Source organism: Microcoleus sp. CZ3-B2 (assembly GCF_036705055.1).
GTDB lineage: Bacteria > Cyanobacteriota > Cyanobacteriia > Cyanobacteriales > Microcoleaceae > Microcoleus.
On record NZ_JAUBTN010000004.1, the window covers coordinates 68,418 to 81,255 of the forward strand.

The window sequence follows — 12,838 nt, forward strand, 5'->3', positions numbered from 1 at the left end:
GGAGTAATTAGACAAATGTTGCACCATCGTCAAATGTGGGGAACTCTCGCGAGTTTAGGAATTGCGATCGGAATGGCATCGGGAGTTCAAGCTGCCGAACCCGTCGCTGCTTCTAATTCAACCACTCAATTTCGCAGCATCGAACAGCCGCTAGGTTTAAAAGTTGGTGTCACCCTCGGTGGTTTGACATTAATTGGTTTGGAGTTGTGGTGGTTTTTGTTCAGTAAAGCAAAAGGTCAGCAAGCTGAATCTATTCAGGGGATACAAGAGTTGACTATTACTGTAGATGGGGGTTACGAACCTGCTAGTGTAGTTGTGAAATCCGGTCAATTAGTCCGGCTGAATTTCTTGAGGCGCGACCCGAATAGTTGTCTTGAAAAAGTGTTGTTCCCAGATTTTCACATTGTGCGAGAATTACCTCTAAATCAGGTAACGGCTGTTGAATTCACCCCTGAAAAACCCGGACGATACCTATTTACTTGCGGCATGAATATGTTTCGGGGTGTGGTAGAAGTAAAAAGGTAAATCAAATAGACAGTTGTCAACCTGCGGCAACTGCGACGGTTGAGGCGCGAGTTTTTTTAGCAAGAAATCGCTAAAATAGATGAAAGCTTAAAAAAATTGGAGTGAGCTAAATGCAACTACTACACACGATGCTCCGAGTCGCCAACCTGGAAGAATCTCTCAAATTCTACACGGAAGTGTTGGGCATGAAACTGCTGCGGCAAAAAGATTATCCTGATGGCAAATTTACCCTGGCTTTTGTGGGCTACGGCGACGAATCAGACACTACGGTTTTGGAATTAACCTACAATTGGGGCGTAACAGAGTACAATTTAGGAGATGCTTACGGTCATATTGCGATCGGCGTTGACGACATTTACGGTACTTGCGAACAAATTAAAGCCCGCGGCGGTAAAGTCAGCCGCGAACCCGGGCCGATGAAACACGGCTCAACTGTTATTGCTTTTGTGGAAGATCCAGATGGATATAAAGTTGAATTAATTCAACTGGAAAATCAAAGCAGCAGTCAGAAAAAAGCTGCAACAAACCCATCCTAGAAACTCTCTTTTTAGGGTACCCGGAAACCAACTTTTGGAGTTAGTTTCTAACTCTAGTTCTGGCGCATCCTAGTGATAGCAAATCCGGGGAAGACGACCCCTTTACGATCCGGCGGTTGAAACCGCGTCTACACAAACAAAGTCGGCCTGCGCCGACTGGTCGATCGAGGGTATCCAAAACCCGGATTTGATATAACAATGCCGCGCCCCTGCACCGTTAGCAAACTGAAGTTTAGGGTTTCTTTTTGGGAGATTTGGGAGGTTGGGGAGATTTTAATATTTTGTCGGCGGCCATTTTGTCAACGATTACGTCGCTGATAATGTGAGCTCCGTGGGAGGTAAAATGCACGCCGTCATTAATTTTTACATAGCCTCGCTTCCCCGATTTATCAGCAACTATCGGAACAAATTTTCCCGATTCTGCAAAGGTTTCCCAAGTAGAAATAAATTCAATTTTGGGAGAAGCTTTTTTAGCATTTTTATAAATATTGTTCAGGACAGGAAAAGCTTTGATATACCGCGATTTATTAGAGTTAGATTGACCTATCCAATACACTTTTCTCACGGAGGACGAGCCAAGTAACTTGGCATATTTGTCAACTCTTTCTTGATAAGCTTTTTGCCATTCTGGGGTCAGAATTGCCCGATATTTTCCTTGAGAATCAATGATATCTTGAGGGTCGTTTCCTCCAAACAAAATTATCACTACATCTGGGCGGTAATCCTGGATGATTTTGCTGGTTCTGGCATACCAGTCATAATAATCTATCCGATTTAATCCGCTGGATACTTTGTAGTCAAGTTTTGTATCAGCGATGTTGTATTTGTTCTTAAGAGTGTTCTGGAGTTGAATTCCTAAGTCGAACATTACGGAATCTCCAATAAATAAAAATTTGCGATAAGGTACGGTTAGTTTGGGTTTGGCTGGAGTTGGTTTTTTTGCAGGTTTTGGGGGAGGAGGTGCGGATTTTGTGGCGGTTTGGACTGGAGAAGTTTCGGCTTTTTTGGGGATGCTATCGAAATTGATATCTTTGATTTTGCTCCAAAAATCTTGTTCTGATTTCCTGAAACTGTCTATTTCTATCTGCCGCGCTGCTTGTTTGATTTCGGGAGTTGCGAAAGGAGTTGAAGCAAAGCTTTTGAGAAATAAGGATAAGTTGGAAAATATTAAAGTGAGAATTACAGAAGTAACTATCAGTAAGATTTCTCGATCTTTCATAGGAAGAAGGAAGTTCGGCAACGGATTATGTAACGGATGTAACGGATGTAACGGATGTAAGTCCGTCGGAATAAGGAAGAAGTCATTAGTCATTAGTTGTTGGTCATTAGTCATTAGTTATTGGTTATTAGTTATTGGTTATTGGTTATTGGTTATTGGTTATTGGTTATTGGTTATTGGTTATTGGTTATTAGTTATTAGTCATTAGTTATTAGTTATTAGTCATTAGTGCTGTCCCCCCAGATCGAACGTCCAACGTCATCAGGAAGAAAGCCCTTCGGCTTCGCTCAGGGTAAAAGAAGGAAGAAGGCCTTCGGCTTCGCTCAGGGTAAAAGAAGGAAGAAGACATATACAGGATTTTTTTTAGCGATCGCTATTTTACGTTTAATTAGGTGGATTTATTTGCTTTTTTAGAAATTAAAGTAAATAAAAGGTGGGACGGTGCTCGGCCCCAACATCAAAATAGCATACACGAACAGCGAAACTAAGACAACTCTCAAGAATATATTTTTTAAGGAAAATACTCTTTGCAAGAGTTGGGAAATTCTCTCGCCCCAAATGTTGATCGCGCCAATGACGGCAATTACTAAATACAATTGCCAAAAGTTAAATTGAAAAGTTGCAGCGGAAAAATTCAGAATTCCCTGAAAAAAATTCATTGCAGTTTCCCAGTTGGGCGTGCCGAAAAATACCCAGCTACAAGTCACAAAGCTAAATGTTAGCAGCCAACTGCAAAATTTAGCAAGTCGGGGAAAGGAATAGTCTAATTTTAGGTGGATAGCTTGGGGAATATCTTTGCATAAATGGTTGACAATCAATCCTAAACCGTGAATTGTTCCCCAGACAATAAAGTTTAAACCTGCGCCGTGCCAAAATCCGCCGATCGCCATTGTTATCAGTAAATTTACGTACTTCCTTAATTTCCCGTATTTATTGCCGCCCAAGGGGAAGTAAACGTAATCTCTCAGCCACTCGGAAAGACTGATGTGCCATCTTTTCCAAAATTCTTGCAAGCTGAGCGATCGGTATGGCATATTAAAGTTGGCAATGGGTTTGAAACCCAGCAAACAAGAGATGCCGTTAGCTAAATCCGAGTAGCCGCTAAAATCTACGTAAATTAAACAGGAATAGGAAATTGCCGCGAGAATTAAATCGATGCTGCTGTATTGCTGGGGAACTGTGAATGGGAGTTGGGTGAAGTTAAATAAAAAACTCGATAAAGTATATTTTTTGAATAGTCCAGACAAAATTAAAACGATGACTTCTTCGATTTGATAGTCGTATTTTTTGGGTGAATTTAGCTGGGTGTAAAACTCCCTAGGCCGCGATATGGGCCCGGAGGCAATTTGGGGAAAGTAGGTAATGTATGTGGCGTAGTCTACAAATTTCGGACAGGGGATTTTCTTTTGGTAGCAGTCGATTAAATGGGAAATCATTCTAAATGTGTAGAAGGATACGCCGACTGGGGCGATTATTTGCAACATTTGAATGCTGGCGGGAATTTGTAGTTGGTTGAGTACCTCAAACAAGGATGTTACAAAGAAGTTGCAATATTTAAAGATGCCGAGGTTGGCTATGTTGAAAATTATGCCGGAAATTAAGGCAAGTTTTTTATATTTGCCGTAGCAGGTGGCTCGGAGAATGATATAATTGTAGGCAGTACCTAAAACTAGGAGTAAGAGAAAGTCGAAACTCCAAAATGAATAAAATAATAAACTGGAAATGAGCAAGACGATTTTATATAAACCGACTTGGGACTTCAAGGATATAATTATGCTAAAAATAATCAGAAAAAATACTAGGAATTGGTAAGTTGGAAATAGCATAAATTTTAGAATATCAAACAACGTTATGGCAATCTATAAAGGTTAAACATACCAATAAAAAGGTTCGTAGGGAGGACTAAAGTCCTTCATGAATGCGGATAAAGTCCTCACTACGAACTTAGGGGAATGGCGATTCTCTGGAGTAGTTGAGAGAATGGGGAACTACTGTATTTTGATAAGTTCGATCGCGCGCTGCGGTCGCAGAGTACAAAAAATCTCCTTGGATTGCGGGCTGCAAGCTTTTGCAAAAGCTCAATTATGTTGCAACTTCGGCAGAATTAACCGCACTCATAGATTCACAATCGTGTTTAAAGATTATGATGGTTGTGAGACGATATATTAACGGATAACAACAGGAATCCCCTTGATTGCGAGGAAGCAACGTGCAGCCAACAGACCCTAGCAAATTTACCGATGAAGCCTGGGAAGCGATTGTCAAATCCCAGGATGTAGCCCGCCGCTTTGCCAATCAGCAGCTAGAGGTTGAACATTTAGCGATCGCCATTCTCGAACAGCTCGCGACAGCAAACACGATTCTCAGCTTGGCTGGAGTAGATGTAACCCGCTTAGCGCAACAGTTAGAAGCTTTTGCCAAACGACAGCCCAAAGTTACCAACGCTGACCAACTATACCTCGGTCGCGGCTTAGACGTGATGTTAGATGCTGCTGAGTCTGCCAGACAGACTGGGCAAGATAATTTTATCGCCATTGAACATTTATTAATTGGCTTAGTAGAAGATGAACGAGTTGGTAGGCGATTGCTGACTAGGGGCGATGGGCCCCCCGGTCGCCCCGGTTACGATCGCAAACCGGCCCCAGGGACGATCGATCGACCAAAACTCGAAGAAGCAATCAAATCAGTCCGCGCCGCCGCTAAAGTCTCAGAAAAAAGTTCCGAAACCGCGAAAGCCGGCCTCCGCAACCCTAAACCCCAAGGAGATAGCGAAGCCAATTCCGACGCCCTCAGCAAATACGGCCGGGATTTGACCGAAGCCGCCAAAGCAGGAAAACTCGATCCAGTAATCGGCCGCGACGAAGAAATTCGCCGCGTCGTCCAAGTTCTTTCGCGCCGTCAAAAAAACAACCCAGTATTAATTGGCGATCCCGGAGTCGGAAAAACTGCGATCGCCGAAGGTTTAGCCCAGAGAATTGTTAACGGCGACGTGCCCGAATCTTTGAAAAACCGCCAGCTATTTAGCCTCGACATGGGCAGTTTAATTGCGGGCGCAAAATTCCGAGGTGAATTTGAAGAAAGATTGCGATCTGTCCTGCGAGAAGTTATCGATTCCGACGGGCAAATTGTCCTATTTATTGACGAATTGCACACCGTTGTTGGGACTGGTGGCGGTGGCAGTTCCGGTTCGGGAATGGATGCCGGAAATTTGTTGAAACCGATGTTGGCCAGAGGCGAATTGCGCTGCATCGGCGCTACAACTCTCGATGAATTCCGCAAGAATATTGAAAAAGATCCGGCACTGGAACGCCGCTTTCAACAAGTATTTGTCGGCGAACCGACTGTGGAAGATACGGTTTCAATTTTGCGCGGATTGAAAGACCGCTACGAACGCCATCACGGGGTAAAAATTACCGATTCGGCCCTAGTTGCTGCTGCAACTCTGTCTTTTCGGTATATTTCCGATCGCTTTTTGCCGGATAAGGCGATCGACCTCGTAGATGAAGCGGCCGCCCATTTGAAAATGGAAATTACCTCCAAACCCGTGGAACTGGAAGGGATCGACCGCCGGGTGATGCAGTTGGAAATGGAAAAATTGTCGATTGAAGGCGAGGGAAAAGGTTCTCCAAGCCCCACCATCAGTCCCCGGATCGAACGCATCAAAACAGAGATTGACATCTTAAAAGTCAAGCAGGAAAAATTGTCCTCTCAGTGGCTGGGCGAAAAGCAGTTATTGGATGGCATCAATAAATTGAAAGCAGAAGAAGACCAATTGCGAGTGCAAATTGAGCAAGCAGAAAGAGCTTACGATTTGAATAAAGCCGCGCAGTTGAAATACGGTAAACTTGAGACGGCGGTGCGCGATCGCGAAGCCAAGGAAGCCGAACTTTTGAAACAGCAAGCTCAAGGTTCTTCCCTGCTGCGGGAAAAAGTTACTGAGGGCGATATTGCCGAAATTGTGGCGAAATGGACGGGAATTCCGGTCAACCGATTGTTAGAGTCGGAACGCCAAAAATTGCTGCAATTGGAAAGCCATTTACACAAAAAAGTCATCGGTCAAGAGGAGGCTGTAACGGCGGTTGCTGCGGCGATCCGGCGGGCGCGGGCTGGTATGAAAGATCCCGGTAGACCGATCGGTTCTTTCTTGTTCATGGGCCCCACAGGCGTGGGAAAAACTGAGTTAGCGCGGGCGTTGGCGGAGTTTTTGTTTGACAGCGATGATGCGATCGTCCGCATCGATATGTCGGAATACATGGAGAAGCACAGCGTCTCTCGGTTGGTAGGAGCTCCCCCTGGATATGTCGGTTACGACGAAGGTGGACAACTTTCCGAAGCTGTGCGGAGACATCCTTATTCGGTAGTGCTGTTTGACGAAGTGGAAAAGGCGCACCCGGATGTATTTAACATTTTGCTGCAAGTGTTGGATGATGGCAGAATTACCGATTCTCAGGGTAGAGTGGTTGACTTTAGAAATACCGTAATTGTGATGACTAGCAATATCGGTAGCGATCACATTTTAGAGGTGTTTGCGAAGAAGGAAAAAACTCCCAAAAAACCTGCTAGTCGCAAGCAGGAAACGAAGGAGGTATCAATTCCCAAGACAGATTATAAAGTTGCTGATGATGGTACTGTCGAGGTGTCAGCTCAGCGAGTTGATATTGATAGTGAAGGTAAGACGGAAAGTAAGTCTGAAAGTAAGTCTGAAAACAAGTATGACAATGAAAAATCCTTGACTCAAGAACGGGAGACAGACGAAGAGTACGAACAAATGTTAAAACGGGTGATGACTGCTTTGCGATCGCACTTCCGACCCGAATTTCTCAATCGGGTAGACGAGATAATTTTGTTCCACACTTTGAGCAAGACGGAACTGCGGCAAATCGTCACTATTCAAGTCAAGCGGATCGAGCGGTTGTTGGCGGAGCAAAAAATTACTTTGGAACTGTCAGATGCGGCGAAAAACCACATCACTGATGTCGGTTACGATCCAGTTTACGGCGCTCGTCCCTTGAAACGCGCCATCCAGCGGGAGTTGGAAAACCCGCTGGCTAACAAGATTCTGGAAAATGCGTTTGTCGAAGGCGATACAATTGCGATCGACTGCAAAAATAACAGTTTGCAGTTTCGCAAAAAAGACTCTCTCCCCGCGCTAGTAGGTAACAGTTTGTAGTTACCGAACAGCTAGGAACAGGCTGTCCGGCCTGTTCCACCAAAAATAAATCTTCTTGTTTCCCAGAAAGCCTGGTAGTTTAAAATTATGAAACAACTAACTAGAATCACTCTGAATCCAGAAGTAATGGGAGGAAAACCCTGCATTCGCGGCTTGCGAGTCACTGTTGGCACGATAGTCGGACTGATGGCATCGGGACACTCACCGTCAAGCATTTTGCAGGCCTATCCCTACCTGGAAGAAGCAGATATATATGAAGCGCTTGCTTATGCAGCCTGGCGAGTTGAAGAAGTAGAAATTCCTCTCAAAATAGCGTGAAAATTTTGATTGATATGAATCTGTCACCTGAATGGACTATCGTATTTACTAAATACGGAATAGAGTCTCTTCATTGGTCTACAGTCGGCGATCCTCGTGCCACAGATCGTGTTATTATGGAATGGGCGCGAGTAAATGACTATGCCGTATTCACTCATGATTTAGATTTTGGCGCACTGCTGGCCGCAACCCAAGCTGATGCTCTAGCGTGTCATTCAAGTACGTATTCAAGACGTGCTGCCTGCTAATATAGAGAGTTTGATTGTGGAAGTGTTCCATCAATTTGAGGCACAAATTGATTCGGGGGCATTCATTTCTGTGGATGAAACGCGGTCTAGGGTGAGAATTTTGCCGATTACACTTCGATAATTATTTATTACCTGTTCCACAAAAATTAATCTGCTTGTGGAACAGGTCAGAAAGCCTGTTATTCAAAATAGTCAAGCCTGCTACTTAATATTACTAATTGCCCATCGTGCGGCTGCCGTAAGCATCCATGCTGTAAGCCGGAACGCGAACGCTGTAATCAATATCTGTTCCAGTCACAGCTTTTGCCAGTTGTTCAAAAGATTCGTCGTTCCAGTTGCGATCGTGGATGGGCTTTGACTGTTCGCCGAGGAAGTATGCTTGAGTGCCAATCACTGAGGCTGCTACCCAACCGACGATTAAAAGGGCGATTACGATAGTCATGGCTGTTTTTCCTTAACTTATGTTGCGTTATGTAAACAAATGTAACAAACCGTGAATGAGAATGTCAAGGTAGTGTATGTTCGTGGCAACCGTCCGGGAGGTAGTAAATACCACACCTTTGAGGAAACTGAGAGAAGGTGAGGACTTGACCGGAAATTTGCGCGTGTAGGGCCTGCAGCGCCGCCAGTATGTAGCGTCTGCTGAGCCCGCACCGATGCAGCATCCGCCACCAGAATCGAATTTTATGCTGTATCCGCGATCGCAGAATTCATGGCATCTTATGATGAAATTTTAGTTAAGAATTTATAATTTTTGCGTTTAAAATTTACGATTAAAACTATGCCGCTAGCATGAGGAACTGGGCAAAGATATGAGTTATGATCTATCAGTTTGGATTTGAAACAACAAATCTTAATTACTAAATCTCAATTACCAAATAACCATTACCAATTACCCCGACAAATTATGGCAATCTCAATGTTAAATGACGATCCCTTGTGGTTCAAAGATGCTATCATTTACGAAGTACCAATTCGCGCTTTTGCCGACAGCAATGCAGACGGCATCGGCGACTTTCAAGGACTGACAAAAAAACTCGATTACCTGCAAAATTTGGGAGTAACAGCCATTTGGGTGCTGCCATTTTTTCCCTCACCGCTCCGAGACGACGGCTACGATACATCTCACTATACCACCGTCAACCCGATTTACGGCACCTTAGATGACTTTAAAAACCTTTTAGAAGCAGCGCACCAGCGGGGAATTAGAGTCATTATTGAGTTGATTGTCAACCACACTTCCGACCAGCACGAGTGGTTTCAGCGAGCGAGGCGCGCTCCGAAAGGCAGTAACGAAAGAGATTTTTATGTGTGGAGCGACACGCTGGAAAAATATCAAGATGCTCGGATTATTTTTCAAGATTTTGAAACATCTAATTGGGCTTGGGATGGGGTAGCAAAAGCTTATTACTGGCACCGTTTTTATTCCCACCAACCCGATTTGAATTACGACAATCCGGCGGTTCGCCAAGCCATCTTAGATGTGGTAGATTTCTGGTTGGCATTGGGCGTAGACGGATTGCGAATGGATGCTGTACCTTACCTGTACGAGCGCGAGGGTACTAACTGCGAAAACTTGCCAGAAACTCACGCTTTCCTCAAACAGTTGCGCCAGCACGTAGATGAGAAATTCCCCAACCGGATGCTACTAGCGGAGGCGAATCAGTGGCCGGAAGATGCGGTTGAATATTATTCGGCTGGGGATGAATGTCACATGAACTTTCATTTTCCGTTGATGCCGCGTCTATTTATGGCTTTGCACATGGAAGATAGCTTTCCGATTAGCGACATTCTCCAGCAAACTCCGCAGATTCCTAATAACTGTCAGTGGGCATTGTTTTTGCGGAATCACGATGAATTGACGCTGGAAATGGTGAGCGATGAAGACCGAGATTATATGTATCGGGTTTACGCTCAAGACACTCAGGCGAGAATTAATTTGGGTATCCGCCGCCGCTTGGCTCCGCTGATGGGAAATAACCGCCGCCGCATTGAGTTGATGAATGCTTTGTTGCTGTCTCTTCCTGGTACGCCGGTGCTTTATTACGGCGATGAAATTGGCATGGGCGACAATATCTATTTGGGCGATCGCAACGGGGTGAGAACTCCGATGCAGTGGAGTGGCGATCGCAATGCCGGTTTCAGCCGCGCTAACCCGCAGCGACTGTACGCGCCGCCAATTGTTGACCCTGAATATCACTACGAATCTGTTAATGTGGAAGCGCAGCGGGGGAATCCGAGTTCTCTGTGGTGGTGGATGAAACGCTTGATTGCTGTGCGCCAGCGCTTCCAAGCATTCGGCCGCGGAACCTGCGAGTTTCTGTACCCAGAAAACCGCAAAGTTTTAGCTTTTGTTCGCACCTATCAAGACGAACACATCCTCGTAGTGACTAATTTATCGCGCTTCGTCCAGACGGCAGAATTAGACCTTTCGCCGTTTAAAGGTGCTGTTCCAGTAGAGATTTTCGGCCGGACTGAGTTTCCGCCAGTTGGCGAATCGCCTTATTTTTTGAGCTTGAGCCCTCACACGTTTTACTGGTTTACTCTTACTGTCAAGCAAGAGGATTTTTCGGTGAACGGTTTGAATACAGATTTGCCGAGTTTGGCGATCGTCGGTACTTGGGAAACTGCTTTTTCTCCTAAAAGTCAGCTCAGCAATATGTTGATCTCTCTTTTGCCGAATTACTTGCAATCCAATCGCTGGTTTAGCGGTGCAGACAGGATAATTCAATCATTAGAAATCAATGAAATTGTGCCTGTTGGATATAAAAATAATGCTGGGGAGCAATCTACGGTTTACATTCTGTTTTTGCATTTGAATTATACCGAAGGTATGGCGGAAACTTACGTTTTGCCTTTAGGTTGGGAAGAACTCAAAAACGAGCCGGACGATCGACCGACGATCGCGCGGCTGCAATTCCCAGAAACCAAGGAAGTCGGAGTGCTATTTGATGCTGCGGGGGACAAAGGTTTTCTGAGCGAGCTGCTGGGGGCGATCGCCACCAATGCCAGTTACCAAGGTACAGCGGGCGAACTCGTAGGAATTGCCGACAATTTCTTGAACTCAGAACAAGATTTATCGCAACTAGAACCGTACCTGTTCAAAAAAGAACAAAGCAATACATCGGCAGGTTACGGCGATCGGTTAGTCCTCAAAATCTTGCGAAAATTCGAGGAAGGAATCAACCCAGAATTAGAAATCGGCCACTTTTTAACCAATCGCCACTTGCTCGAAAACTACGCTCCCATTGCCGGAGAATTGGAATATCGCACAGCCGGTCAAAAAGCAGTTACAGTCGGAATACTGCAAAAACTAATCCCCGACAGCAGGGATGCTTTGTCTTATACATTAGATGCGCTGCGGGACTATTTCGAGCAAGTAATGACAGTAGAAGCAAAGTATGCCAGCGATATTTTATCTACTTCCCCCGAAGATTATTTACCGAGCGCTTTGACCGCACAAATGCGACAGTCAAGCTCGCTACTAGCCGATTTATCCCTAGAAGTACCCGCATTAGCTCGCGAACTAATCAGCTCTTACCTAGCATCAGCAGAACTTTTAGGTCAGCGGACAGCCGAACTCCACCTCGCTTTAGCTTCGGACACAGAAAATCCCGCTTTTGCTCCAGAAAATTTCACCTCATTTTACCAGCGTTCCATCTATCAATACATGAGAAATCTGGCAGGAAGAACTTTGCTGTTGCTGAAAAAGCGGCTGTCTAAACTGCCGCCAGAAACGCAAAAGTTGGGACAAATTCTTCTCAACCGCGAAGACTTGCTGATGGAACGTTTCAAGTCTATTTTGAACTTGAGAATCACCGCCGACAGAATTCGCTGTCACGGAGATTTTCATTTCGGACAAGTTCTGTATACAGGGAAAGACTTCGTAATAATTGATTTTGAAGGAGAACGGAATCGACCGTTAAGCGAGCGGCGGATGAAGAGGTCGCCTTTGCGAGATGTTGCCGGAATGCTGCAATCTTTCAATTACGCCGTTACTATGGCGCTGCGGAACGAAGTAGAAAGTGGGATGATCCGCCCTGAAAACTTACCTGAAATGCAGCAGTGGGCGAATGTTTGGCACCGCTGGGTTAGCCTGACTTTTCTCAAGAGCTATTTGTCAACAGCAGCGGATGCAAGTTTCTTGCCAAAATCTGTACCGGAATTGGAAGTTTTGCTGAATGCTTACATTTTAGAAAAAGCGGTTTCTGAGTTGTCAGATGAACTCCAGTACCGCTTGGATTTGGCAGAAATTCCGCTCCAACGAATTCTGCAATTGCTTCATGTCGAGCGTCAGTCCTAGCTGATTTTTAAGTATTAATAAAAGGTGCGCGCAGCGCGCACCTTTTATTAACTAAATCTGCTTTGATAACGATTTTATCGGCGAATATAATTCGCGACTATACAAACAAAGTCCGCGCAACGCGAGACTCAAGCATAAACAACTTTGCATTACTTAAAATAAAGAGCTGCTTGATACAAAACTTGTTCTTGATGCGTTAACAAAGTACAATCAGAAAGTGGGTAAGCTACACAGGTAACAGCGTAGCCAGCTTGCGATTCTGACGGCTTCAAAAACTTTTGTTCGCTTTGGTCGATTTCACCGCTGAGCAGTTTAGCAACGCAAGCAGAACACTCTCCTTGCTTGCATCCATTGGGCAAGCGGATGCCGGCATCTTCTGCCATATCTAAGATATACTGGTCGTCCGGTACGGCGATCGTGCGATCGAGGGCGAGAGCTTCATTCACCAGCCGAACTTGATAAATTGCCATTTCCACCTCTTATATTATTTCCGAGTTTAAGAAGGAGGCGGTTGAAACT

Annotated in this window: 10 protein-coding genes; 6 read left to right on the forward strand and 4 right to left on the reverse strand. The window is 44.9% G+C overall.

Annotated elements, in window-relative coordinates; genetic code table 11:
- The first annotated feature begins 15 nt into the window (after positions 1 to 15).
- Complete coding sequence (locus QUA97_RS02795) at positions 16 to 525, forward strand: cupredoxin domain-containing protein (RefSeq protein ID WP_333192851.1); 510 nt, start codon at positions 16 to 18, stop codon at positions 523 to 525.
- Between the two features lie 110 nt (positions 526 to 635).
- Entirely contained in the window at positions 636 to 1,061 is a 426-nt protein-coding gene (gene gloA, locus QUA97_RS02800) for a lactoylglutathione lyase (RefSeq protein WP_333192854.1), read from the forward strand.
- 232 nt (positions 1,062 to 1,293) lie between these two features.
- On the opposite strand, the gene QUA97_RS02805 is transcribed toward gloA, so the two are convergent.
- Positions 1,294 to 2,394 carry an SGNH/GDSL hydrolase family protein gene (locus tag QUA97_RS02805; protein ID WP_333192857.1) on the reverse strand — a complete coding sequence of 367 codons (1,101 nt, stop codon included), beginning with the start codon at positions 2,392 to 2,394 and terminating at the stop codon, positions 1,294 to 1,296.
- Between the two features lie 296 nt (positions 2,395 to 2,690).
- A complete protein-coding gene (locus tag QUA97_RS02810; RefSeq protein WP_333192859.1) occupies positions 2,691 to 4,106 on the reverse strand; it encodes an MBOAT family O-acyltransferase in 1,416 nt (471 codons plus the stop codon).
- 383 nt (positions 4,107 to 4,489) lie between these two features.
- Here QUA97_RS02810 and QUA97_RS02815 point away from each other — a divergent pair, with 383 nt between their 5' ends.
- The 3 genes from QUA97_RS02815 to QUA97_RS02825 all read left to right on the forward strand — a co-directional run bounded on the left by QUA97_RS02815 (position 4,490) and on the right by QUA97_RS02825 (position 8,016).
- The gene (locus tag QUA97_RS02815) at positions 4,490 to 7,450 is read left to right on the forward strand and encodes an ATP-dependent Clp protease ATP-binding subunit (RefSeq protein WP_333192861.1); all 2,961 of its coding nucleotides are present in this window, start codon (positions 4,490 to 4,492) and stop codon (positions 7,448 to 7,450) included.
- 87 nt (positions 7,451 to 7,537) lie between these two features.
- Positions 7,538 to 7,768, forward strand: coding sequence for a DUF433 domain-containing protein (locus tag QUA97_RS02820; RefSeq protein WP_193972510.1), 231 nt, complete (start codon positions 7,538 to 7,540; stop codon positions 7,766 to 7,768).
- On the forward strand, positions 7,765 to 8,016 hold the full coding sequence (locus QUA97_RS02825; protein ID WP_333192863.1) for a DUF5615 family PIN-like protein: 252 nt from the start codon (positions 7,765 to 7,767) through the stop codon (positions 8,014 to 8,016). The genes QUA97_RS02820 and QUA97_RS02825 overlap by 4 nt, the downstream gene beginning before the upstream one ends.
- A gap of 214 nt (positions 8,017 to 8,230) precedes the next feature.
- Here QUA97_RS02825 and QUA97_RS02830 read toward each other — a convergent pair whose 3' ends face one another.
- Positions 8,231 to 8,458: a photosystem II protein, Psb35-related gene (locus QUA97_RS02830; RefSeq protein WP_194061113.1), complete on the reverse strand. Its 228-nt coding sequence runs from the start codon at positions 8,456 to 8,458 to the stop codon at positions 8,231 to 8,233.
- A 465-nt stretch (positions 8,459 to 8,923) separates the two neighbouring features.
- Between QUA97_RS02830 and treS the strand changes: the two genes are divergently transcribed.
- The gene (gene treS / locus QUA97_RS02835; RefSeq protein WP_194067992.1) at positions 8,924 to 12,319 is read left to right on the forward strand and encodes a maltose alpha-D-glucosyltransferase; all 3,396 of its coding nucleotides are present in this window, start codon (positions 8,924 to 8,926) and stop codon (positions 12,317 to 12,319) included.
- Positions 12,320 to 12,468: 149 nt separating this feature from the next.
- On the opposite strand, the gene QUA97_RS02840 is transcribed toward treS, so the two are convergent.
- The gene (locus tag QUA97_RS02840; RefSeq protein WP_194010552.1) at positions 12,469 to 12,789 is read right to left on the reverse strand and encodes a 2Fe-2S iron-sulfur cluster-binding protein; all 321 of its coding nucleotides are present in this window, start codon (positions 12,787 to 12,789) and stop codon (positions 12,469 to 12,471) included.
- Positions 12,790 to 12,838 lie beyond the last annotated feature (49 nt).

Coding starts and splice junctions, on each gene's coding strand:
- QUA97_RS02805 (WP_333192857.1), bottom strand. CDS start 2,394: ATGACTAATGACCAACAACTAATGACTAATGACTTCTTCCTTATTCCG.
- QUA97_RS02830 (WP_194061113.1), bottom strand. CDS start 8,458: ATGACTATCGTAATCGCCCTTTTAATCGTCGGTTGGGTAGCAGCCTCA.
- QUA97_RS02795 (WP_333192851.1), top strand. CDS start 16: ATGTTGCACCATCGTCAAATGTGGGGAACTCTCGCGAGTTTAGGAATT.
- treS (WP_194067992.1), top strand. CDS start 8,924: ATGGCAATCTCAATGTTAAATGACGATCCCTTGTGGTTCAAAGATGCT.
- QUA97_RS02820 (WP_193972510.1), top strand. CDS start 7,538: ATGAAACAACTAACTAGAATCACTCTGAATCCAGAAGTAATGGGAGGA.
- QUA97_RS02810 (WP_333192859.1), bottom strand. CDS start 4,106: ATGCTATTTCCAACTTACCAATTCCTAGTATTTTTTCTGATTATTTTT.
- gloA (WP_333192854.1), top strand. CDS start 636: ATGCAACTACTACACACGATGCTCCGAGTCGCCAACCTGGAAGAATCT.
- QUA97_RS02840 (WP_194010552.1), bottom strand. CDS start 12,789: ATGGCAATTTATCAAGTTCGGCTGGTGAATGAAGCTCTCGCCCTCGAT.